21 protein-coding genes are annotated in these 21,419 nt (G+C 67.9%); 5 read left to right on the top strand and 16 right to left on the bottom strand.

The window, feature by feature from the left end:
* Together AC6RA4_RS02170 and AC6RA4_RS02165 are read left to right on the top strand one after the other, a co-directional pair.
* On the top strand, nt 1–1,104 hold a 1,104-nt coding region (locus AC6RA4_RS02170), incomplete at its 5' end, for a pyridoxal phosphate-dependent aminotransferase (protein WP_500156957.1).
* 24 nt (nt 1,105–1,128) lie between these two features.
* A complete protein-coding gene (locus AC6RA4_RS02165) occupies nt 1,129–2,424 on the top strand; it encodes a hypothetical protein (RefSeq protein WP_500156955.1) in 1,296 nt (431 codons plus the stop codon).
* A gap of 15 nt (nt 2,425–2,439) precedes the next feature.
* Here the strand turns inward: AC6RA4_RS02165 and AC6RA4_RS02160 are convergent, their stop codons facing one another.
* Together AC6RA4_RS02160 and AC6RA4_RS02155 are read right to left on the bottom strand one after the other, a co-directional pair.
* Nucleotides 2,440–2,649, bottom strand: a complete 210-nt coding sequence (locus AC6RA4_RS02160) for a hypothetical protein (protein WP_500156953.1) — start codon at nt 2,647–2,649, stop codon at nt 2,440–2,442.
* A 123-nt stretch (nt 2,650–2,772) separates the two neighbouring features.
* Complete coding sequence (locus AC6RA4_RS02155) at nt 2,773–3,864, bottom strand: AbrB family transcriptional regulator (RefSeq protein ID WP_500156951.1); 1,092 nt, start codon at nt 3,862–3,864, stop codon at nt 2,773–2,775.
* A gap of 27 nt (nt 3,865–3,891) precedes the next feature.
* Between AC6RA4_RS02155 and AC6RA4_RS02150 the strand changes: the two genes are divergently transcribed.
* The 3 genes from AC6RA4_RS02150 to AC6RA4_RS02140 are packed head-to-tail and all read left to right on the top strand — an operon-like array spanning nt 3,892 to nt 6,558.
* Nucleotides 3,892–4,596, top strand: coding sequence for a GntR family transcriptional regulator (locus AC6RA4_RS02150; RefSeq protein WP_500156949.1), 705 nt, complete (start codon nt 3,892–3,894; stop codon nt 4,594–4,596).
* A gap of 37 nt (nt 4,597–4,633) precedes the next feature.
* A complete protein-coding gene (locus tag AC6RA4_RS02145) occupies nt 4,634–5,506 on the top strand; it encodes an NAD(P)-dependent oxidoreductase (RefSeq protein ID WP_500156947.1) in 873 nt (290 codons plus the stop codon).
* A gap of 2 nt (nt 5,507–5,508) precedes the next feature.
* Nucleotides 5,509–6,558, top strand: coding sequence for an AbrB family transcriptional regulator (locus tag AC6RA4_RS02140; RefSeq protein WP_500156945.1), 1,050 nt, complete (start codon nt 5,509–5,511; stop codon nt 6,556–6,558).
* A gap of 138 nt (nt 6,559–6,696) precedes the next feature.
* Here the strand turns inward: AC6RA4_RS02140 and AC6RA4_RS02135 are convergent, their stop codons facing one another.
* The 14 genes from AC6RA4_RS02135 to AC6RA4_RS02070 all read right to left on the bottom strand — a co-directional run bounded on the left by AC6RA4_RS02135 (nt 6,697) and on the right by AC6RA4_RS02070 (nt 21,357).
* Entirely contained in the window at nt 6,697–7,509 is an 813-nt protein-coding gene (locus tag AC6RA4_RS02135; RefSeq protein ID WP_500156943.1) for a DNA-binding transcriptional regulator, read from the bottom strand.
* A 38-nt stretch (nt 7,510–7,547) separates the two neighbouring features.
* The gene (locus AC6RA4_RS02130) at nt 7,548–8,390 is read right to left on the bottom strand and encodes a fumarylacetoacetate hydrolase family protein (RefSeq protein ID WP_500156941.1); all 843 of its coding nucleotides are present in this window, start codon (nt 8,388–8,390) and stop codon (nt 7,548–7,550) included.
* 3 nt (nt 8,391–8,393) lie between these two features.
* A complete protein-coding gene (gene mhpA, locus AC6RA4_RS02125) occupies nt 8,394–9,887 on the bottom strand; it encodes a bifunctional 3-(3-hydroxy-phenyl)propionate/3-hydroxycinnamic acid hydroxylase MhpA (protein ID WP_500156939.1) in 1,494 nt (497 codons plus the stop codon).
* A gap of 4 nt (nt 9,888–9,891) precedes the next feature.
* On the bottom strand, nt 9,892–10,872 hold the full coding sequence (locus tag AC6RA4_RS02120) for a VOC family protein (RefSeq protein ID WP_500156937.1): 981 nt from the start codon (nt 10,870–10,872) through the stop codon (nt 9,892–9,894).
* 105 nt (nt 10,873–10,977) lie between these two features.
* Complete coding sequence (locus tag AC6RA4_RS02115; protein ID WP_500156935.1) at nt 10,978–11,988, bottom strand: TRAP transporter substrate-binding protein; 1,011 nt, start codon at nt 11,986–11,988, stop codon at nt 10,978–10,980.
* Between the two features lie 22 nt (nt 11,989–12,010).
* A complete protein-coding gene (locus AC6RA4_RS02110) occupies nt 12,011–13,312 on the bottom strand; it encodes a TRAP transporter large permease (protein ID WP_500156933.1) in 1,302 nt (433 codons plus the stop codon).
* A complete protein-coding gene (locus tag AC6RA4_RS02105) occupies nt 13,309–13,800 on the bottom strand; it encodes a TRAP transporter small permease (protein WP_500156931.1) in 492 nt (163 codons plus the stop codon). Before AC6RA4_RS02105 ends, AC6RA4_RS02110 begins: the two co-directional genes overlap by 4 nt.
* A 338-nt stretch (nt 13,801–14,138) precedes the next feature.
* The gene (locus AC6RA4_RS02100) at nt 14,139–14,984 is read right to left on the bottom strand and encodes a fumarylacetoacetate hydrolase family protein (protein WP_500156929.1); all 846 of its coding nucleotides are present in this window, start codon (nt 14,982–14,984) and stop codon (nt 14,139–14,141) included.
* A gap of 117 nt (nt 14,985–15,101) precedes the next feature.
* The gene (locus AC6RA4_RS02095) at nt 15,102–16,097 is read right to left on the bottom strand and encodes a TRAP transporter substrate-binding protein (RefSeq protein WP_500156927.1); all 996 of its coding nucleotides are present in this window, start codon (nt 16,095–16,097) and stop codon (nt 15,102–15,104) included.
* A 108-nt stretch (nt 16,098–16,205) separates the two neighbouring features.
* Nucleotides 16,206–17,507, bottom strand: a complete 1,302-nt coding sequence (locus AC6RA4_RS02090) for a TRAP transporter large permease (RefSeq protein ID WP_500156925.1) — start codon at nt 17,505–17,507, stop codon at nt 16,206–16,208.
* 2 nt (nt 17,508–17,509) lie between these two features.
* On the bottom strand, nt 17,510–18,043 hold the full coding sequence (locus tag AC6RA4_RS02085) for a TRAP transporter small permease (RefSeq protein WP_500156923.1): 534 nt from the start codon (nt 18,041–18,043) through the stop codon (nt 17,510–17,512).
* Nucleotides 18,044–18,211: 168 nt separating this feature from the next.
* The gene (gene mhpA, locus AC6RA4_RS02080) at nt 18,212–19,795 is read right to left on the bottom strand and encodes a bifunctional 3-(3-hydroxy-phenyl)propionate/3-hydroxycinnamic acid hydroxylase MhpA (protein WP_500156921.1); all 1,584 of its coding nucleotides are present in this window, start codon (nt 19,793–19,795) and stop codon (nt 18,212–18,214) included.
* Nucleotides 19,796–19,915: 120 nt separating this feature from the next.
* Entirely contained in the window at nt 19,916–20,503 is a 588-nt protein-coding gene (locus AC6RA4_RS02075) for a glutathione S-transferase family protein (RefSeq protein WP_500156919.1), read from the bottom strand.
* Nucleotides 20,500–21,357 (bottom strand): beta-keto acid cleavage family enzyme, encoded by an 858-nt coding sequence (locus tag AC6RA4_RS02070; RefSeq protein WP_500156917.1) that lies wholly within the window; start codon nt 21,355–21,357, stop codon nt 20,500–20,502. Before AC6RA4_RS02070 ends, AC6RA4_RS02075 begins: the two co-directional genes overlap by 4 nt.
* Nucleotides 21,358–21,419 lie beyond the last annotated feature (62 nt).

Below are 21,419 nucleotides of genomic sequence, written 5' to 3'. Positions count from 1 at the left end.
AACATCATTTCGCTCTCGACCGGCGAGCCGGATTTCGTCTCGCCGCCTTCGGTCATGGCGGCGGCGCGGCAGGCGCTTGACGATGGTCTCACCTTCTACACCCCCGGTGCCGGCAGCGTCGAGCTGCGCGAGGAGGTCGCCGCCTATTACAAGGCGCGCTTCGGGCTCGACTACGCGGCGCAGGGCGAGGTGATGATCGGCTCGGGCGGCAAGCCGCTGCTGTTCGAGGCCTGCGCGGCGCTGCTCGATCCCGGCGACGAGGCGATCATCATCGCGCCGGCCTTCGTGAGCTATATCGAGCAGGTCCGGGTGTTCGACGCGGTGCCGGTGATCATCGAGACCGATCCCGAGACGCTCGACTTCACCCTCGAGGACATGCGCGCCGCGATCACCCCGCGCACCCGCATGATCATGCTCAACGCGCCCTCCAACCCGTCGGGGCGGATCTATTCCGACGACCTGGTGCGCGGGCTCTGCGAGCTGGCGATCGAGCATGACCTGACCATCATCAACGACGAGATCTACGAGCGCATCGTCTTCGACGGGCGGCGCTACCGCAACCCGCTCGAGCTGGTGCCCGAGGCCCGCGACCGGGTGCTGCATATCAATGGTGCCAGCAAGGCGCTGGCGATGACCGGCTGGCGCATCGGCTTTGCGCTGGGGCCGGCGGACCTCATCAAGCGGATGACCATGCTGCAGGGCCACAACACGTCCGGCCCCAACGCCATCGCGCAGGCGGCGACGGTGGGCGGGCTGCGGCACGGGCAGGAGGAAATCGACGCGATGGCGGCGATCTACCAGCGCCGCAAAGACTATGTCACCGGGCGGCTCTCAAGGATGCCAGGGCTGCGCTACATCCCGCCCGACGGCGCCTTCTACATCTTCGCCGACATCCGCGGCACCTATGGCAAGCGCATCGGCGGCATGGAAATCACCGACGACGTGAGCTTTTGCGAGGTACTTCTGGAGCAGGCAGAGATTGCCACCATCCCGGGCTCGGCCTTCCTGCAGCCCGGCTTCTTCCGCATGTCCTTCGCCACCGGCGACGATGTCCTCGCCGAGGCGATGGACCGCATGGACCGGTTTTTCAACGCGCTGGCCTGAGCCGGCCGCGACAGAGGATCAACGATGACTGACAGAATACTCGACGTCTCGGCCGAGGTGCCGATCCGCCGCATCGGCGACGGCGCGCTGCACAGCTTCTTCGGCTATTACAACAAATCGAACTTCGATGCCGGCGACCGCCGCATCCTGGCCAATCGTACGCCTCTCTTCACTGGCGATCTGACGGGAACCGAAGAGGCCGAGGTCGGCTATTTCGACCTTGCCGATGGCGACCGCTGGCACGGGCTCGGGACCACAACCGCCTGGAACTGGCAGATGGGCTGTCAGGCGCAATGGGTGGGCGCGAGCGACCGGGTGATCTACAACGTGCGGGCCTCCGCTCCGGGTGGCCCCGAGGCGATCTACCCGGATTTCCGTGCGCGCGTGGTCGACACGCAAAGCGGCGAGGCGCGCGAGCTGCCGCTGCCGATCTACGTGATGGCGCCGGACGGGCGCTTTGCGCTGACGCTGAACTATTCGCGTTTCATCCGCACCCACCGCACCATCGGCTATCCCGCCACTACCGCAGAGCCCGAGCTCGACCGTGCCCCGGCCGATGGCGGCATCTGGCGGATGGATATCGAGACCGGCGAGACCCGGCTCATCTGTTCGCTGAAGCGGCTCTTCGACAACGAACACGTGCCCTCGATGGACAAGGCGTTCCACTGGATCACCCATATGGAGGTGAACCCTTCGGGCACGCGCTTTCTGTTCATCCACCGCTGGACCGAGCGTCCGGATGACGAGTTCTGCTACTTGCACCGGCTCTACACGATCAACGGCGACGGAACCGACCTGCGCCTGCTCGAGGATGGCGAGCACCCGCTGCCGCAGCTCGAGGCCGATTACGACCCGTCGCAGCACGGCACCTTCGATTACGAGAAATCCGAGTGGCAGATCTCGCACCCGCTGTGGAAAAGCGATGACGAGGTCATCGTCTGGGGGCCCCACGCGGGCGAGATCCATTACCAGCTCTACAACGACCGCAGCGGAGAGGTGGCGCCGGTGGGGCCGGGGCTGCTGGATGAAAACGGCCACATGACCTATGGCCGCGATCCGCGCTGGATGCTGTCGGACACCTATCCCGATGCCGAGACCAACGAGCGGGTGCTGTTCCTCTACGATACCGAGAAAAACCTGCGCTACGATCTCGGCACGTTCCACACGCCGCCCGATCTCGGGAAGCACAACCGCTGCGACCTGCATCCACGCTGGAGCCGCGACAACCGCGCGGTCTGCATCGACAGCGTGCACGAGGGGCCGCGGCAGATGTACCTGCTCGATATCGGCCCCTTGCTCGACCGGCTCAACGCCGGCTGAGCCGGCGACCGGGGATCAGAGGGCGCGCGCGATGCGCACCATCTCTTGGTCGCGCGTCACGTTGCGCGCGGCGAGCTGGGCGTCGCTCTCGCGAGAGAGGCGCTCAAAGGCATCGCGCGCGGCGAGGGCGCCGGCAAAGGCGGTCAGCAGCCGCGCAAAGAGACCTGGGCGGGGCAGGCTGCGGCCGGTCGTGGAGAGCGTTTCGTGGGTGTTGGCATAGGCCATGGAGACATCCTCGGGGGGTCCGTGAGCGATCCCTCCGGTTTATGCTGCAAGTGCGAAGAAGTGGAGTGAGAGTCCGGAATAGCCGCTATGCAGCGGTGGAAACCTGGCTTCCACCGGGCGCGGTTACTTCCGGCCGCTCAGCCTGATCCCGATGAGCCGCGCCGCGACTGGCGCACCGGCGACAACCAGCAACACGCGGACAAGGTGATGCACCACCACGAAGCCAAGGTCGGCCCCGGCGATGATCGCCAGCACGGTCATCTCGGCCTGGCCGCCGGGCGCAAAGGACAGGAAGCCCTCCAGCGGCTCGGCGAAGCCCAGCAGAACCACCATCTCGGTCACCAGAAGCGCCAGCGCGGCGAGGATCAGCACATAGACCGTGCCCGCCAGCACATCCCGGCGCAGCTCGCGCAGGGTCACGCCGACATAACCGACGCCGATCCCCATGCCGATGAAGAACTGCGCCGCCTTGATCGCCTCGGCCGGAGGCCGGGTGTGGATGAGCCCGCCCAGAGACAGCGCGGCGGTCAGGATCAGCGGCCCGATGATGGTGGCGCCGAAGAGACCGATGCGCTCGCCGCCCTTCCAGCCGATCCAGCCCGCGGCCACCATCAGCGCCATCTCGTGCCACGGCAGCTCGCGGGCGGCGGCGCCCATCGGGGCGTCGAGGCTCAGGTCGAAGCCGTTGATGATGATCATCGGGGCAACGGTGACGATGATCAGCACGCGCGTGGCATGGGCCAGCGACAGCGCCCGCACGTTCGCGCCGGCATCCTGCCCGAACGCCAGCATGTCCTGCAGCCCGCCGGGCATGGCGGCGAAATAGGCGGTGGGCAGGTCGTATTTGCAGATCTTGTGGAAATACGGCACGCCGATCAGTGCGATGGCGGCGATGTAGGGCGGGATGAACGCCACCGAGGCCGCCATTTGCGGCAGCCGGGCCAGAACCTCGGGGGTGACCGAGGCGCCGACCGCGATGCCGAGGATCGTCCGGGCCGCCTTGGAGATTGCGCCGAGCCCCAAGAGCCGCGCGCCGAGCAGCGCCGCGATCAGGCAGGCCGTCATCGGTCCGAAGAGAAACGGCAACGGCAGCGACAGCGCCCAGAATCCCAGCGTGCCCGCCACCGAAAGCGCCACCGTCAGGAGGCGGCGGCGCAGGACCGGCGGTTCGGGCGGCGGTGCCACCGCGAGGATATCGGGCTCATCTTGACGCATTGTATCCACGTGTATACGTTCGGATGCATGACGAGCGCAACCCATCCCGAACCGCTTTCTGCCGGCCTCTCGCAGCCCGCGAGCGCCTATGACCGGCTGCTGCAGGAGATCAGCACCGGCCGGCTCGAGCCGGGCTCGCGCATCACCGAGACCGAGCTCGCCGAGCGCCTGCAGATGAGCCGCACCCCGGTGCGCGAGGCGCTGCGGCGGCTCGAGGCCGAAGGGCTTGTGACCCACAAGCCGCGGGTCGGCGTCATCGTGCGGCAGCTCACCTATCCCGAGCTGATGGAGCTCTACGAGATGCGCTGGGTGCTCGAGGGGACCGCGGCGCGGCTCTCGGCACGGGCGGCCTCGGATGTGGAAATCGAGGAGCTGGCGGCGATCAACGACGAGATGGCGGCCAGCACCGGGGACGGATCGGCGCTCTACGCGCTCAACCGGCAGTTCCACAACACGCTGATTGCGGCGGCCCGCAACCGCTATCTGGTGAAATCGGTGCGCTCGATCGAGCTGACGCTGCAGATCCTCGGGCCCACCACGCTGCGCGAGATGAGCCGCGCCAACGATGCCATCGAGGAACACGCCCGCGTCGTCGAGGCGCTGCGCGCCCGCGACGGCGCCGCCGCCGAGGCGGCGATGCGCGCCCATATGGATGCGGCGCAGCGCACCCGGCTGCGCCAGCTGCGCAAGCATGGCCGATTGATGGAGAGCGACGACACCGACCAGGCCTGACCGGCCCGTCGCGGAGGACGACAGAGGAGGAGACCCCATGCGCATCGCGTTCATCGGCTTCGGAGAAGCCGCCCGCGCCTTTACCGACAGCCTGCAGGCCGGCGCCGCCGAGCTGAGCTTCGCCGCCTACGACATCCGCCGGGACGACGAGATGTCTTCAGCGATGGCGGCGCGCGGCGTGACCTGCGCCGCATCTCCAGAGGCGGCGCTGACGGAGGCCGACTGGATCATTGCCGCGGTGACCGCCGACCAGAGCCTCGTCGCGGCCCAGTCGGTGGCCGACGCGCTGGCGCAGGGACAGGTCTATATCGACATCAACTCGGTCTCGCCCGATCGCAAGAAGGAGACGGCGGCGCTGGTCGAGGCGGGCGGCGCCCGCTACCTCGACATGGCGGTGATGGCGCCGGTGCATCCGCGCGGCCACGCCACGCCGGTTCTGCTGGCGGGTGCCTGCGCCGAGGCGCTGCGCACCGAGCTCGACGCGCTCGGCTTTTCGTTCGACGTCACCGGCGAGAGCCCCGGCGATGCCACCGCGATCAAGATGGTCCGTTCGCTGTTCGTGAAGGGGCTTGAGGCGATCACCGTGGAATGCGCCCTCGCGGCGGCGGCCTCGGGGGTCTACGACCGGGTGATGCCGACACTCGAGCGCAGCTATCCGCAGCTCGATTGGGCCGAGGACATTCCCTATCGCTTCGAGCGCACCATGCGCCACGGCGCCCGCCGCGCCGCCGAAATGCGCGAGGTCGGTGCGACCTTCGATGCGCTGGGTCTGACCGGCGGGCTGGCGCGCGAGATCGCCGCTGTGCAGGACGCCATGGGCGCGCTCAAAGCGACCGCGCTCGAAGACGGCCCGCTGCCCGAGACGGTGGCGGATGCCGCCCGCGCCCGGGGCGCCCGGTTCCGCGGCTGAAGATGGCCGACGCGCGCCAGATCCGGAACCTGCTGATCGTGCTGCCGCCGGCCATTGCCGGTGGCTGGCTCTGGTCCGGGTTCGACCTGCCGCTTGGCTGGCTGATGGGGGCGGCGCTGGTCACCGGCGTCTTTGCCATGTGTGGCATGACGATCCGCATGTTCAAGCTGCCGCACCGCGCCGGTCTCGTCGTGGTCGGCACCAGCGTCGGCCTCACCTTCACACCCGAGATCGTCGCCCACGTGGCGGGCTGGCTGCCCTTGATGGTGATCGGCGGTGCCCTCGGCATCGTCGCCGCGGCGCTGGTCGCGCCGGTTCTGGCGCGGGCCGGGCGCATGGGCATGGCCACGGCCTATTTCTCGCTGCTGCCCGGCGGCGTGATCGAGATGGCACGGATCGGCGAAAGCCATGGCGGCGACCGCACCACCATCGCGGCGTTGCACGCGATCCGCGTGGCGCTGGTGGTGGGGGTACTGCCGCTGGTGCTCTTCGCCCTGTTCCCGTCTTACCCGGTCGCCGAGGACGCGCTGGCGCCGCTGCTCGGCCCGCTTGCGCTCGGGCTGACGCTGACCGTGGGCGGGCTCGGAGGCTGGCTCGGCGCGCGGCTGCGCCTGCCCGCGGCCTGGCTTCTCGGCGCGGTGCTCGCGGTCGGCGTGGTCAACGCGGCGGGGCTGATCGAGGGGCGGATGCCGCCGGTCTGTCTTGGCGTGGCGCAGATCGTCGTGGGCATTGCGCTCGGCGAGCGCTTCGAACGCCGCAGCCTCGCCTCGATCCCGCGCGCCATCGCCGCCGGCGTCCCGGCGTTGCTCGGGATCATGCTGGGGATGGGGCTGGTCGCGGCCTTGGCCGCGCTCTGGCTCGGCTCGGACATCCCGACGCTGGTGCTGGCGCTGTCGATCGGCGGCATGGCCGAGATGGTGCTGACCGCCAAGGCGCTGCATCAGGACGTGGCGCTTGTCGCGGCGTTTCAGGCCGTCCGTGCGGTGATGGTCAACGCCATTGCGGGAAGCGTCTGGAGCCGGCTGCTGGAGAAGCGCTACGCGGCGGAGTGAGCGCGCCCCGCTCTTCTTGAGTTGAACCTCCCGGTCCCGCTCAGGGAGGCTCGTCAGTCCGCTGCGGGGTCCGGGTGGCTGCTTTGATCCTCGGGCACTCGGGCAGGGGCTCGCCGACAGCGCCAGAACGGCGGTGCCTCAGGCACCGCGAACGCCGCTCTCCCCGGGCAGCGAGGCGGCGACCCTCGCGGCGATTTCCTGCAGCGTTTCGCCGAATTCCTGCAGCGCCTTCGAAGTGCTCATGGCGCTGCGGATCCAGATCAGGGAGATGCAGCCCAGCAACTCGCCCTCGGACTGGATCGGCACTGCGATCGAGGCGGTGCGGGCGCGGAACTCGCCGGCATCGCGCACCGCGATGCCACGGGCGCGCGTCTCGGAGATCAGTCGGTCGAGCCAGCGCGGCTCGAGAAAGGGGCTGTCCTCGGGATCGTCGAGGCGGCGGATGTGGTCGAGGATGATCTGGCGCTCCTGATCCGGGCAGAAACTGAGATAGGCGCGTCCGGCAGAGGTGCGCAGGATCGGCAGCTTGTAGCCGGTCATGCCGCGGTCGATGGAGAGCGGGGAGCGGTTGTGCGTCGTCTCCTGAATGATCATCGCGGCGTTGTTGTAGACCGTCAGATCGAGCGGCCAGACCACCTTGGTGGCGTACTCGGCAAAGAGCGGCCCGGCGATCTGGCAGATCTCGGACGTCAGCGCGTGGCCATCGCCGAGCGCGGCGGCGAGGCGGGTCACCCGGACGTGGCCGGAGGTGGCCGAGAACACCACGTAGCCCAGCTCCTCGAGGGTCTCGAGCAGCCGGTAGACCGTGGGCCGGGGCAGGCCCGTCGCCTTGGCGATATCGCCGGGACGGACCTCTCCCATGCGGTTCACATGGCGCAGGATCGCGAGGCCGCGCGCCAAGGATCGCACGCCCCCGCTGGTGCTGTTGTTGCCGGTTGCCGCCTGGGTCATGACCGGACTGTCTCACGCCTTGGCGGTTCCGGGAAGCGTCAGCTTTCGGCCACGACCGGGTTTGACAGGATGCCGACGCCCGAGACCTCGACCTCGCAGACATCGCCGTCCTTCATGAAGAGCGGCGGGTTGCGGCGAGCGCCGACGCCGCCCGGGGTGCCCGAAACGATCACGTCGCCGGGCAGCAGCGGCAGGATGGTCGAGCAATAGGCGATGAGCCGCGGGATCGAGCAGACCAGCATGTCGAGTGTGGTGTCCTGCACTGTCTCGCCGTTGAGCCGGGTCTGCAGCCGCATTTGCGTGTGGTCCTCGATCTCGTCGGCGGTGGTCATCCACGGCCCGAAGCCGCCGGTGCCGGCAAAGGTCTTGCCAGGCATGAACTGGTGGGTGTGCTTCTGCCAGTCGCGGACCGAGCCGTCATTATAGCAGGCATAGCCCGCGACGTAATCCATCGCGTCGGCCTCCGGAATGCGGCGGCCTTCCTTGCCGATGATCACCGCGACCTCGCCCTCGTAGTCGAACTTGTCGGATTCGAGCGGCTTGACCAGCGGCTGGCCGTGGCCGATCTGCGAGCCGGCGTAGCGCGCGAAGAGCACCGGGTTCGGGGTCTCCTCGCGGCCGGTCTCCTCGATATGGGCGTGGTAGTTGAGGCCGACGCAGATGATCTTGTCCGGGTTGGGGATGACCGGATCGTGGGTCACGTCGTCAAAGGCGTAATCCGCGGGCTCGGAGGCCAGTGCCGCGGCGGCGGCCATGTCCCCGGCGGCGAGGAAATCGCGCAGCGTGGCGGCCTCGAAGCGTTGGCCCAAGTCGATGATGCCGGCCTCGGTGACGAGGCCGTAGGAGGCGGTGCCGTTCTTGGTGAAGGAGCAGAGTTTCATGGGTCAGACCAGTTCCGGTTCGTTTACAGGGTTTGGATCGGGAAGCACGCGCGCGAGCAGCGCGGCCAGTTCGTCTTGGGTGTCGGCAGCGCCCAGCGTGTGCCGGTCGGGGCGCAGCACGGTGGCGCGGGTGCCGAGCCGGGCCAGATGCTCGGCGGCGTTGGAGCCCGAGGTGGTGACCAGCGCCACGCCCGCCGGCAGGCTCAGCCCCTCGGCCAGAGCGTCCTCGGCCACCACCACGAAGCGGTGGCGATAGCGGTCGTCCATCAGCGTGCCGTCGCTCAGGCGCGGTTGGCCGAAGAGGCGGCCCGCCTTGTCGCCGACCCCGAGGCCCGGCCCGATCGGCGGCGCGATGCTTTCCATCCGGGCCGAGCCATCGGCCGAGGGCAGGGCGGCGCGCAGCGCCTCTTCGGTGCCGGCGGTGTTGATCAGCCCGCCGAGCCGCACCGCGGTCTGGATGTACTCGCGGGCGTTGGGCTTCCGTTCGCTCTCGTAGCTGTCGAGCAGCGCCTCGGCCGCCGCGCCGGTGACCTTGCCCTGACAGATCAGCGCCAGCTTCCAGTAGAGATTGGCGACGTCGCGGGTGCCCGCGCACATGCCCTGCCCCATGAAGGGCGGCGTCTGGTGGCAGGCATCGCCGGCCAGCAGCAGCCGGCCCTTGCGCCAGTCCTCGGCCACGAGGCTGTGGAAGGTGTAGACCGCGGTGCGCTCCATCTCGGCCTCGTCGGGGGTGATCCAGTCAGACAGAAGCTCCCAGACCCGCTCGGGGCGGCTGATCTCGTTGCTGTCCTCGTCGGGCTTCACGGTGATCTCCCAGCGGCGGCGCATGCCGGGGGTGCGCACATAGGTGGCCGGGCGCTCGGGCACGCAGTACTGGATCGAGTGATCGCCAAGCTCGGGCTTGTCCTCGTCCAGGATGACGTCGACCACGAGCCAGCGCTCGTGAAAGCCGTAATCCTCCATGCCGCTCTCGATGTAGCGGCGGATCAGCGAGCGGGCGCCGTCGCAGCCGACCACGTATTTGGCCTCGATCCGCTCGACCTTGCCGCGCGACATGTCCTCGAAGCGCAGCTCCACCGCGTCGCCCCTGTCCTCGACATGGAAGACGTCGCAGCGGGTGCGCACCGTGACCTCGGGCCGGCTGGCGAGGTGCGCGCGCAGCAGCGCTTCGAGGTCGGGCTGGTGAAAGCGGTAATTGGCGCGCCAGCCCTGCGGGCCTTCGCCCTGCGGGCGCGGCCAGTCGAGCAGCAACGCGCCGTCGGGGGCGACGAATTTCATCCCCGGGTGGCGGTGGGTCAGCGGCTCCATCTCGGGGGCGATGCCGATCCACTGGAAGACCCGCATCACCTCGGCATCGAAATGCACCGCGCGGGGCAGGTGGTAATGGGCGCTCTCGCGCTCGAGCACGAGCGTCTTCAGCCCGCATTGCGCCAGCAGATGGGCGAGGGTGGCCCCGGCGGGACCATAGCCCACGATGGCGACGTCAAACTGTTCCATGAGCTCAGTGTCCCTGTTTTGCGAGTTCGCCGAAGAGCCACGGGCAATCGGCCACCTGAGGCGCGCGCACGCCGCGCTCGGCGGCGTCGAGGCGCATGTCGCGCAGCCGTTTGCGGCCGCCCTCCTCGGTCAGGTAAAGCCGCTCGTGGCCCCAGAAGCTCGGCCCGTCATGGGTCTGGTGCGGCTCCCACGTGTCGGGGTCGATGACCCGCCCGCCCCAGCCGTTCTCGACAAAGAAGCCCGAGGGCGAATGGGCGTAGTAAGAGGTCATGTAATCGTTGGTGTGGCGCCCAAGCGTATAGGCGACGCGGCCCTCCTCCTGCTGGGCGAGGTCATAGCCCTGGCCGACATCGTCGAGGTTCTGGAACTCGACCATGAAGTGGTGAAACCCGACCTGACCCGACCCCACCATGGCGAAGCTGTGGTGGCGTCCGTTGACGTGGAAGAAGTAGAGCCCATAAGGCTCGAGGCCGAAATCCGAGACGTGGAAATCGAGCAGGTCGCGATAGAAGGGCAGCATCACCTCGATGTCCTTCACGTGCAGGACCGCGTGGCCCATGCCCAGCGGGCCGGTGTTGAAGCCGTCGATGGGACGGCCGGGCACGAAGGGATCCGAGGCGATCATCGGCCCGAAGAACAGCTCGATGCGGTTGCCGCCCGGATCCTCGAACCAGATCAGGCTGTCGACGAAGCGGCGGTCGCAGAGCGCGCGGCTGCCGATCTGCACCGGCACGCCGGCGGCATCGAGCCGCCCGGCATAGATGTCGAGATCGCTCTTGCGCTCGACCTCCCAGCCCATGAAGGCGAGCGTCTCGCCCGGCTCGTCCGAGACCAGCAGGCGCTGCTGGCGGTCGTCCATGCGGAAGGCTAGCGCCTTGCCGCCGCGGTCGATCTTCTGCATTCCCAGCAGCTTGCCGGCAAAGTCGCCCCAGTCGTCAAGCTTGTCGGAGCGCACGCCGAGATAACCCAGAGCATTGATAGCCATGGCTTCCTCCATCTGTTTTCGTGGAATGGTCCCGGTCTACCCCGGGGCCAATGCCCGGGCCGAGGCCGGATCCCCGTCCGTCCGGCAGGCGGACGGGGCTCGAGGTCATTGCGCCGAGATCTCGCTGGCGCGGGTCAGCACCAGCTCGGCCTGTGCCGCGTCGGGCTGGCCGGCGACCCAGGCGGCGGGGGCCTCGGAGAGCGCGCTCTCCCACGCGGCCTGCGCCTCGGCGTCGAGCTCGACGAAGGTGACGGTGTCGTCGGCGCGGAAGGCCTCCTCGACCTCGGCATCGGTCGCATCCACCACGCCCGCGATCCACTCCGCCGTGGCGCGGCCCGACATCTCGTCGAGCACCGCCTTGTCGGCGTCGGACAGGCTGTCATAGGCGCGCTTGTTCATCAGCACCGCCATCGGCGAGGCGGTGAAATGGGTCGAGGTGATGTAGGGCGCGACCTCGTTGAGGCGGAATGTCCGGTAGGCATCCATCACCCAGACCGCCCCCTGCACGACGCCGCGCTCGAGGTTCTCGTAGACCTGCGGGGCAGGAATGCCGACGCCCGACGCGCCGACCATGCCGAAGAGCTCGGAGCCGAATTTCGACGGCGTGCGCAGCTTCAGCCCGTCGAGATCGGCGGGGCTCTCGGCCGGGGCATCGGTCATGAAGAAGCGGTAGCCCGGCGTGGTGAACAGCGCGATGATCTTGTAATCGGCGTATTCCGCCTCGAGCGCGCCGTCCTCGGCGAGGGCGTTGAGGATCGCGGTGCCCTGCGCCGAGGTCTCGACCAGGCCGGGCACCTCGACCACGCCGGTCATCGGAAAGAGGCCCGGCGTGTAGGTCGGCACCACCAGCGCCACGTCGGCGACACCGGCCTTGACCAGCTCGGCCTGTGCCGGCGGGGCGCCGAGGATCGAGCCGGGGTAGAGCTTGAAGGCGTTGCCCTTGGAAAGCTTGGGATTGATCTCGTCGATCCAGGCCTGAAGGATCTTCGAGGAATAGAAGCCCTGGGGCGGCTCGAACGAGGACACGCGCATCTCGCGTGCCTCGGCCACGGGGGCGAGCAGGCTCAGCGCGAGCGCGCCTGCGAGGGTCGAGGTCTTGAGCAGGGTCTTGATCATGGTTGGTTCCTCCCTTGGATGATCAGACGGCGGAATGCGGCAGCCAGATCACGATCGCGGGGATCGCGATGATCAGGACGACGCGGATCAGGTCGGCGATGACGAAGGGGGTCACCCCGCGCCAGAGTTCGGTGAGCCGGACTTCGGGATTGACGGTCTTCAGCACGAAGAGGTTCATGCCGACCGGCGGGGTGATGAGCCCCATCTCGACCACCATCACCGCGAAGATGCCGAACCAGACGAGGTCGATCCCGGCGGCCTGGGCGATGGGCACGAAGAGCGGCACTGTCAGCAGCAGCATCGCGAGGCTGTCCATCAGCGTGCCGAGCGCGAGGTAGATCGCCAGCATCAGCGCGATCACCAGCAGCGGCTGCTCGATGATGCCCGCGAACATTCCGGTGAGCGAGAAGGGCAGGCCCGAGAGGGCGAGGAAGAAGTTGAAGAGGTTGGCCCCGATCAGCACGAGGTAGAGCGCGCCGCAGGTCACCGCGGTGTCGGTTACCGCGGCGATGAACCCCGCGAGCGACAGGCGGCGCGACAGGGCGCCGTAGGCCAGCACCACGCCGGCGCCGATGGCGGCGGTCTCGTTGGCGGTGAAGACGCCGGTATAGAGCCCGCCCATGATCAGCCCGAAGATCCCCACCGGCGGCAGCAGCTCACGGATCGCAAGCGCGCGCTCCTCGCCCCGTGCCCGGGCACGCTGCGGCGCCTGCGACCAGCCGAGCCAGATCGGCACCCAGATCGCGAGGCAGTAGAGCGTGACCGCGAGCGTGATCGGCCCGGCGGTGGCCAGCAGCAGGTCGCGGATCGACTGTTCGGCGATGAAGGCGTAGATCACCAGCACCGTCGAGGGCGGAATGAGGATGCCGAGCGTGCCTCCGGCGGCCACCGATCCCGCCGAGAGCGCGCGGGTATAGCCCGCCTCCTGCATCTCCGGCATCGCGATGCGGCCCATGGTGGCGGTGGTGGCGAGGCTCGAGCCCGAGATCATCCCGAAGCCGGCCGAGGCGCCGATGGTGGCAAGCGCCAGCCCGCCGCGGCGGTGGCCGATCAGGGTCGACATCGACCGGTAGAGCCTTGTCGAGAGCCCGCTATGGGCGGCGAGATTGCCCATCATCACGAAGAGCGGCAGCATGGTCAGCGTGTAGTTCGTCACGCTGTCCCAGATCGTCGTGGCGCCGATTGCCATGGCGCCGGGAAAGCCGATGATCATGCCGGAGCCGATCAGCCCGACCAGCCCGAGCGCCACGGCCACGGGGATCTCGAGGAAGATCATCACGATGGCGGCGGCAAAGCCGATCCCGCCCAGCAGCAGCCCGCTCATGCGTCACCCCCGGTCGAGGGCGACAGCTCGAAGGCCAGCCCCACCAGCGCGCCGACCAGCGCCGCGCCGAGCGACAGCGCCACGACGCTCAGCGCCAGCGGCATCGACAGGCCGAGATCCGAGGTGGTCTCGGGCGAGCCGAGCTTCGACAGCGCGTTCTCGGTCATGATGAAGAGCAGCAGCGCCGCGAAGCCCAGCGAGACCAGAGCGCCGAGTCCGCCCAGCGGACGGCGAAAGCGGTGCGGCGCCATCTCGGAGAGCAGCCGTGCGGTCACGTGGTTGCGCTTGGCGTAGCAGACCGGCATCGAGAGCAGCGCCCCGAGTCCGATCGACAGCGAGGTAAGCTCGATGGCCGCGGGCACGTTGGCGCCGGCTGTGGCGCGCAGGGCGACATCGATCACGGTGACCCCGGTGCCGAAGAGAAAGCAGGCGCCGGCGGCATAGAGGAAGCTTCTGGAGACCGCGGCTCCGACACGACCGGTGCTCATTTGCCGGTCCTCCGTTGCGCCATCACGGGCGCCGCCCGGCGGCAGGCAAACCTTCTCCGTTGCCGCCCGAAGGGGCGGGTTTGACGCCGTTCCATTGCGCTCCTCCCAAAGCTGTCCTGTTCATACCTCTTTAGCGTGCCCGCGATTCGCACCACAGCGTCGCGCCAGATCTGTCCGTCTGGCGGACTCTGCGCGATGCAGCGCGCACGGGAGAGCGCGGCGGTCGCGGCTTCGATCCGCGTGGGCGGCGCGGACGCGCTGGGTGCCGGGCCTGTGCCAGAAACGCAGCGGGCCCGCCGTCACCGGCGGGCCCTTGAATGCGCGTGTTGGGAGCGGGCTTACGCCTCGTCGACCACCGGGTTCGACAGAAGGCCCACGCCGGCGATCTCGACCTCGCAGACGTCGCCTTCTTTCATGTAGAGCGGCGGCTCGCGGAAGCGGCCGACCCCGCCGGGGGTGCCGGTGGCGATGACGTCGCCGGGCAGCAGCTTGGTGACGGTTGAGCAATAGGCGATGATCTCGGGAATGGTGATCGCCAGATCGTCGATGGTGGTTTCCTGCACCTTCATGCCATTGACGCGGGTCTCGAGCTTTGCGGCGCCGATATCCCCGATCTCGTCCGCCGTGACGAGCCACGGCCCCATCGAGCCGGTGTCGTCAAAGCTCTTGCCGGGCCAGAACTGCGAGGTGTGGATCTGGTAGTCTCGGATCGAGCCGTCATTGAAGCAGGCGTAGCCGGCGACATGATCGAAGGCGTCCTCTGCCGCGATATGCCGGCCTTCCTTGCCGATGATCACTGCAAGCTCGCCTTCATAGTCGAACTTCTCCGAAGCCTTGGGGCGGATCAGCGCCACGCCATGCCCGAGCACCGAAGACGGGTAGCGGGTGAAGATCGACGGGTATTTGGGCTTGTCGCGACCGGTTTCCTTGATGTGGCTCAGGTAGTTGAGCCCGATGCAGAGGATCTTGTCGGGGTTGGGGACGGGCGAGAGCATCTCGACCGCGCCCATGTCGAGCAGAGGGCCTTCGGCGGCATCGAGCTCGGCGAGCGCACCAGCGGTCAGCACCGCGCGCAGATCGGCGTATTTGCCCGAGAGTGCCGCGCCGCAATCCTTGATCTTGTCGCCTTCCATGATGCCGTAGGAGGCGGTTCCGTCAGGGGTTTTGAACGAGACGAGACGCATGAGAAATCCTTTCCTGCGCATGGGGAGAATGGGGGTCGCCCCGCAACTGCCCGGAGGAGGCCTTCGGGCAGCGCGGGAGGAAGCCGACGCGCGGCCGGCGGATCGGCTGCGCGGGGATCACTCCCCGATGGCAGCGCGATAGGCGTCGAGCAGCGCCTGGCGGTCGTCACCCTCGGCGAGCCAGGCCGCAATCGCGGGTGCGGAGGCGGCCTCCCACGCGTCGAGCACCGCCTGATCGGGCTCGGTCACGGTGATCTTGCCGGCCTCGAGATATTGTGCCCGCGACGCGGCGTTCTCGGCATCGAAGGCCTCGCCGAAGCTGGTCGCGAAGGCCGCACCGGAGACCGAGTCGATCGCCGCCTGCGCCTCGGCGGAGAGGCTCGCGAACTTGTCCTTGTTCATCACGATCATCAGCGGGCTGGTGCCCATCGGCACTTCGAGCACGTGGTCCACCGCTTCGCCGACGCGGAAGCTCCTGATCGCGTTCCATTCGTTGAAGCTGCCCTCGATCACCCCGCGCGAGATGCTCTCGGCGATGGTCGGCCCGGTGATGCCGCCGACGGCGACCGCGCCCATGTCCTCGATCGCGGCCAGAAGGGCGGGCGAGGAGGCGCGGAAATTGCGGCCCTCCATGTCCTCGGGCAACATGATCTCGCCCTTGGACGCAACGTGCTGCGGTGCGCTGGTGAACAGGCCGATGACCTTGTACTTGTCGAAATCGCCTTCGAGCAGGCCCTGCTCGAACACCGACCACATGGCTTCGGAACCGGTCTTGGACGAGGTGACGACGAAGGGCAGCTCACCCACGGTCACGCCGGGGAAAACGCCGGGGTTGTAGCCCGGCACGATAAAGGCGACATCGGCGACGCCGTCCTCGACCAGCTTGAGCTGCTGCGCCGGCGACCGGCCGAGCGTGCCGCCGGCAAAGATCTTGACCTTGACCTGGCCTCCGGTGGCCTCCTCGACGGAGCTGGCCCAGGCCGAGAACACGTCCTTGGTCAGAAAGGCGACCGGCGGCTCGAAGCTGGAGAAGCGCAGGGTCTCGGCCGAGGCAGCACCGCATGTGAAGGCTATGGCGAGTGCGGCGGCGGATGCAAAAGACGTGTAGAACATGTTTCCTCCCTGATGTTCCGGTCCGGGATCCCGAACGTCGTCGATTCCTACGGCGGCCCGGGCAGAGCGTGTTGGGTTTTACTCGGAACGTTCACCTGGTGAACGAGATCAGCGCAGGAAGCCCGGCAACCAGAGCGTCAGCGCCGGGAAGGCCACGAGGATCGCCAGCCGCAGCATGTCGGCGATGAAGAAGGGGAAGATGCCCTTGTAGATCTGCTGGATCGGGATGTCGCGCCGCATGGCGTTAAGCACCATGACGTTGATCCCGATGGGCGGGGTGATCATGCCGATCTCGATGACGATCACGTTGATGATGCCCCACCAGACCAGATCGAAGCCCAGATGCTGCACCACCGGGATCACGAAGGGGATGGTGATGATCATCGCCGCCACTTCGTCGAAGACCGCGCCGAGCACGATGTAGAGCAGGAGGAACATCGCGATCACGCCGAGCGGCGGCAGGTTCAGCCCGACGATGGCGTCGACGATCACCGAAGGCGCATCGGTGATCGCCATGAAATAGGAAAAGATCGTCGCGCCGAAGACCATCACGTAGATCATCGCGGTGGTGGTCGACGCACTCACGAGGATCGTCGTGAGTTCCCTGAGGTTGACGCCCTTGCGCGCGATCAGGAACAGGAAGGCGACCACGACACCGACCGCGGCGGCTTCGTTCACGGTGAAGATGCCGGAATAGATCCCGCCCAGCACCACCACCGACAGCACCACGACGCCCCAGCCCTTGCGCAGCTCGGCGAAGCGCTCGGGCCAGCTTAGCGGGGCAATCTCGGCGGCGGCGCTCTTGTCGAAGACGACGGTGGCGCGCACCGCAAGCGTGTAGAGCACCACGGCGAGCGCCGCCGGGATCAGCGCGGCGGTGAAGAGCTCGACCACGAATTGCTCGGTCAGGATGGCGTAGAGCACCATGATCGTCGAGGGCGGCACGATGATCCCCAGCGTGCCTCCGGCAGCGATAGCGCCGGTGGCAAGCGAGGGCGCGTAGTTGCGCTCGAGCATCTCGGGCAGGGCGACCTTGCCGAAGGTTGCCGTGGTCGCGACGCCCGAGCCGCAGACCGCGCCGAAGCCGCCGCAGCCAAGCACGGTGGCCGTTGCCAGCCCGCCCTTGCGGTGGCCGATGAAGGCATGGGCGATGTTGTAGACATCGTTGGCCAGCCCCGCCGCCGCGGCGAGGTTGCCCATCAGCATGAAGAGCGGGATCACCGCGAGATTGAGGTTGGTGAGCGTGGCTGCGGGTTCGCTTGCCAGAAGCGACAGCGCCGGTTGCCAGCCCACGACCGACGCGAAGCCGCCGATGCCGACAAAGCCCATGGCGATGCCGATGGGGACGTGCAGGAGGATCATGGCGAACATGATCACGAAGCCGAGTCCGGCGACGAGAAGCGGATCCATCGTCACTTGCCTCCGGCCATCAGCTTCGGCGCCGCAGACCAGGGATGGCCGAGCGCGAAGGCGACGATGTCGTCGATCAGCACCATGAGCTGGGCCAGCGTCGAGACGATGAAGCAGGCGGTGGCGGCGTACCACCATGGCCCCACCGGCCAGTGCAGCACCCATGTCCGCTCACCGCTGTCGGTGACCGAGGCGGCATAGGGAATGAATTGCCACGCCAGCAGCGAGAAGAAGACCAGCACCGCGAGGCTGGCGATGACGTCGAGCAGCAGGCGCATCCGCCCGCCGAGGATCTGGCCCAGCACCTCGACCGAGATGCTCTGCTTGACCAGAAGCGATTGCGGGATGCAGGCCGAGATCACCACCGCCATCACCATGGCAGAGATGTCGTTGACCCCCTTCAGCGGAAAATCCGCGACGGTGCGCAGGATGATGTCGAGCACCACCATGACCGACAGGACCAGCAGCCCGGTGAAGCCGAGCAGCGCGAGATAATGCGCAAGCCTCTGCGTGAAGAGATGTAGGACGCGGTGCATGAAGTCTCCCCCCTTGTCGGGGCGCTGCCCCGACATCTTTCCGGCGCGGTGATCCGGCCAGCGCCAACCGGGCATCCGCGTGCGATGCAGGATGCCCAGTCAGAGAATTTGCCTCAAATCCGCAGAGGCATCCGTTCACTCTGTGAACGCGCCCGCGCTCCATTTCGGCTATGGAGCAGCGCGCATCATGGCGTCATAGGCCGCGAGCCCGCTGTCAAGCGCCTCGGGGGCGAAAGCGGCGGCGCAGTAGCGGTCGGGGCGGATCAGAAGGATCTGATCGCGATGGGTGCGCAAAAGACGCGCACGCTCGTCGACGGCCGGTGTCGCGGCAAACGCATCGCTTGCGGTGCCGTAGGGGATATAGACCTTGCCAAGAGGCAGGCCCGAGAGGCCTGTCTCTGTGCAGGCGGCCAGCGCCTCGGCGCCCGCTGCATCTTGGGCGATCAGCGCAAAGCCCGGCCCGAGCAGATCGTCGAGCTTCACGGTGCCGCCGCCTGCGCCAAGATCGGGCTGCGGGATCATCTCGCCGATGAGAGCGCCCTCGAAGGGCGCGTCCTCCAGCCCGAGGAAGAGGCCGCCGGCGTAGCGCGGGCGCGGTTTGAATTTCATCTGCAGCAGGTAGTCCTGGACCCCGGGGAACGGCTTCAGCGCCTGCATGAGCTGGGCGCGAAAGGCGACCTGCGCGGGGTCGATGGGCATGACGATATCGCCCATGATCACCGCAAGCTGGATCATCGCCCAGGCGGGATCCCGGCGCTCGGTCTCGTAGCTGTCGAGGATGGCGTCGCTCGCCCCGCCCGCGATCACCGCCGGCAGCTTCCACGCGAGGTTGGTGGCGTCGCGCAGCCCGGCATTCATGCCCTGCCCGGCAAAGGGCGGTGTCAGGTGCGCGGCGTCGCCCGCCAGCAGAATCCGGCCCACCCGCCACTTGCTCGCGATGCGGGCGTGGAAGGTGTAGATCGTCTTGCGGATGATGTCTTGCGGAGCAAGGTCGCGATAGGGCGCGACCAGCGCCTTGACGAAGCCCTCCTCCAGCACCTGTTCGTGGGTCTCGCCCGGAAGCAGCATGTACTCGTAGCGCCGCCCGCCCTTCGGTGCCGGGACCGAGACATGCGGGCGCTTGTTCGAGCAGTAGAAGGTCGAATAGTTGCTCTGGTCGGGGTCGTTCATCGTGTCGATGACGATCCAGTCCTGGCTGTAGGTCGAGCCGTCCATGCGCAGGCCCAGCCGCTCGCGGATCGGGCTGCGCCCGCCATCGGCGGCCACCACGTATTGCGCGGCGATCTCGTGAGAAGTGCCATCCGCATCCGTGAGCCTGACGGTGATGCCGCCTTCGGCCTCAATGGTGTCTGTGACCTCGGAGGAGAAGCGGATCTCGCAGAGCGGCTCGCTGGCCATGAGGTCGCGAAGCGCGGTTTCCATCTCGGGCTGGTTGATGAAGTGCCGCTTGGCGAAGCCATAGATCTCGGGGCCGGTGCCGACACGAGCGATCAGCGAGCCGTCATCGTCGACATAGGCCGCGCCGTCGCCGAGCACGATCTCGCACATTGTCCGGGCATCGGCGCCGAAGGTCTGGAAGCTGCGCGCGCCCTCGTCGTCGAGCACGATGGCGCGCGGGATATCCATCGGCGCCGGGTTCTTCTCTAGGACGATGGAGCGCAGGCCATAGCGTGCCAGAAGCAGCGCGGTGGTGAGCCCGGTCGGCCCGGCGCCGACGATGACGACGGGAATGTCGGACGGATAGGATGCCACGGTGAAGTCCTCCCAGCTGCGGCCTTGGATCGGAGTGACCAAACAACCGGCGGGCCGGGGTTTCACGGCAATCCGCCATGACGTTCACAGCGTGAACGGCGCGGGCCGTGGCGCGGCGGATCAGCCGAAGCTTTCGATGCGGCGAAGCAGCGCTTCGAGGTTTCCCGGCAGCGCGACCTTTTCCTGCTCGGCCCAGCGAAGCGTGTAATAGGCCGCGGCATCGGCGATGCCGAACTGGCCCAGAAGGAACGCCTGCTCTCCGAGCATGCCCGAGAGCAGCGCCAGCCCCTTCTCAACCTCGGCCCGGCCATGCGCCCGCAGGGCGGCCTGCGCCTCCGGGTCGGAAAGGAATTTCTGCGGCACCTTGAGCAGGGTGAAGCCGCGCATGTGCAGGCTCGCGACGATGAAATCGACGATCTCCAGCGCGCGGGCCTCGGCCTCCGCGCCGGTGCCGATCAGCCCGGCCTCGGGAAAGCGTTTGGCGAGCCAGAAGGCAATCGCGGTGAACTCGGTCAGCACGCTGCCATCGGGGCGCAGCAGGGCAGGGACCTTGCCCTTGGCTGTCAGCGCCAGATACTCGGGCGCGTGCTGCGCCTTCTGGGCGAGGCTGACGGTGCGGATCTCGTGCGGGGTGCCGATCACCCGCAGCAGCAGCGCAATGCCCTCCGAACAGGAATTCGGGCTGTGGAAGAGGACGAGACCGGTCATGACGCCAGCCCCAGACGGGCACGCGCCTCCTTGGGGGTCGCCAGCTCATAGCCGAGCGTCTCGGCCAGCTGCACGGCCTTTTCGACCATCGCCGCGTTCGACGGGGCCAGCGTCTTGCGGTCGAGCTTGACCGCATCTTCGAGCCCGATGCGGATGCTGCCGCCGCTCACCAGCGACACCGCCATCATCGGATAGGCCATGCGCCCGGTGGCGAAGCCGGTCCAGATCGCGCCGGCTGGCAGCAGCGAGCGGGCATAGGAGAGCGTTTCGGGGGTCGGCACGAAGCCGTGCTTCACACCCATCACGATGGAGCAGAGCGGCGCGGGGTCGACATCGCCGGAGGCGATGAGCTCATGCAGAAGAGAGATGTCGCCGGAATCGAAGAGTTCGATCTCCGGGCGCGCGCCCGCGTCGTGAATGATCTGTGCCATCGCGCGGATGGTGTCGGGCGTGTTCACCACGACGCTGTTGGCGAACCACATGGTGTTGAGATCCAAGGTGGCGATATCGGGCCGGATGGCGGCGATATGCGCGGTCCGGGCCTCGGCCGAGGCCAGCCCGCCGTCGGGACCGGCAGACAGGTCCAGCCTCCCGCCGGTGCCGGTGGTGAGGTTGAGGATCAGCTCGTCGGTCACGTCCCGGATCCGTTCGACCACCTCGGCATAGAGCGCGGTCTCCATCGCGGGAAGCTGTGTCTGAGGGTCGCGCACATGGATATGCGCCACCGCCGCGCCGGCTTTCCACGCGGCGATGGCGTCGTCGGCGATCTCCTTCGGTGTGATCGGAAGCGCCGGGTTCATCGCGCGCGTGGTGCCATTGCCGAGCAGGGCGCAGGTGAGAAAGGGTTTGGTCATGTGGGCCGTCCGTTCGTTGCTGTCGGGCAGCCTAGCGCGGGGCTGCGGGAAAGGGGCGCGCG

It is taken from the genome of Salipiger sp. (genome assembly GCF_059781815.1).
Note: the sequence above shows the minus strand (reverse complement) of the source record. Positions and strands in the feature narration are given on the sequence as shown.

What these genes read in the sequence shown, in the direction of transcription:
- AC6RA4_RS02165 (WP_500156955.1), top strand. Translation starts at nt 1,129, where the DNA reads ATGACTGACAGAATACTCGACGTCTCGGCCGAGGTGCCGATCCGCCGC.
- AC6RA4_RS02160 (WP_500156953.1), bottom strand. Translation starts at nt 2,649, where the DNA reads ATGGCCTATGCCAACACCCACGAAACGCTCTCCACGACCGGCCGCAGC.
- AC6RA4_RS02155 (WP_500156951.1), bottom strand. Translation starts at nt 3,864, where the DNA reads ATGCGTCAAGATGAGCCCGATATCCTCGCGGTGGCACCGCCGCCCGAA.
- AC6RA4_RS02150 (WP_500156949.1), top strand. Translation starts at nt 3,892, where the DNA reads ATGACGAGCGCAACCCATCCCGAACCGCTTTCTGCCGGCCTCTCGCAG.
- AC6RA4_RS02145 (WP_500156947.1), top strand. Translation starts at nt 4,634, where the DNA reads ATGCGCATCGCGTTCATCGGCTTCGGAGAAGCCGCCCGCGCCTTTACC.
- AC6RA4_RS02140 (WP_500156945.1), top strand. Translation starts at nt 5,509, where the DNA reads ATGGCCGACGCGCGCCAGATCCGGAACCTGCTGATCGTGCTGCCGCCG.
- AC6RA4_RS02135 (WP_500156943.1), bottom strand. Translation starts at nt 7,509, where the DNA reads ATGACCCAGGCGGCAACCGGCAACAACAGCACCAGCGGGGGCGTGCGA.
- AC6RA4_RS02130 (WP_500156941.1), bottom strand. Translation starts at nt 8,390, where the DNA reads ATGAAACTCTGCTCCTTCACCAAGAACGGCACCGCCTCCTACGGCCTC.
- mhpA (WP_500156939.1), bottom strand. Translation starts at nt 9,887, where the DNA reads ATGGAACAGTTTGACGTCGCCATCGTGGGCTATGGTCCCGCCGGGGCC.
- AC6RA4_RS02120 (WP_500156937.1), bottom strand. Translation starts at nt 10,872, where the DNA reads ATGGCTATCAATGCTCTGGGTTATCTCGGCGTGCGCTCCGACAAGCTT.
- AC6RA4_RS02115 (WP_500156935.1), bottom strand. Translation starts at nt 11,988, where the DNA reads ATGATCAAGACCCTGCTCAAGACCTCGACCCTCGCAGGCGCGCTCGCG.
- AC6RA4_RS02110 (WP_500156933.1), bottom strand. Translation starts at nt 13,312, where the DNA reads ATGAGCGGGCTGCTGCTGGGCGGGATCGGCTTTGCCGCCGCCATCGTG.
- AC6RA4_RS02105 (WP_500156931.1), bottom strand. Translation starts at nt 13,800, where the DNA reads ATGAGCACCGGTCGTGTCGGAGCCGCGGTCTCCAGAAGCTTCCTCTAT.
- AC6RA4_RS02100 (WP_500156929.1), bottom strand. Translation starts at nt 14,984, where the DNA reads ATGCGTCTCGTCTCGTTCAAAACCCCTGACGGAACCGCCTCCTACGGC.
- AC6RA4_RS02095 (WP_500156927.1), bottom strand. Translation starts at nt 16,097, where the DNA reads ATGTTCTACACGTCTTTTGCATCCGCCGCCGCACTCGCCATAGCCTTC.
- AC6RA4_RS02090 (WP_500156925.1), bottom strand. Translation starts at nt 17,507, where the DNA reads ATGGATCCGCTTCTCGTCGCCGGACTCGGCTTCGTGATCATGTTCGCC.
- AC6RA4_RS02085 (WP_500156923.1), bottom strand. Translation starts at nt 18,043, where the DNA reads ATGCACCGCGTCCTACATCTCTTCACGCAGAGGCTTGCGCATTATCTC.
- AC6RA4_RS02075 (WP_500156919.1), bottom strand. Translation starts at nt 20,503, where the DNA reads ATGACCGGTCTCGTCCTCTTCCACAGCCCGAATTCCTGTTCGGAGGGC.
- AC6RA4_RS02070 (WP_500156917.1), bottom strand. Translation starts at nt 21,357, where the DNA reads ATGACCAAACCCTTTCTCACCTGCGCCCTGCTCGGCAATGGCACCACG.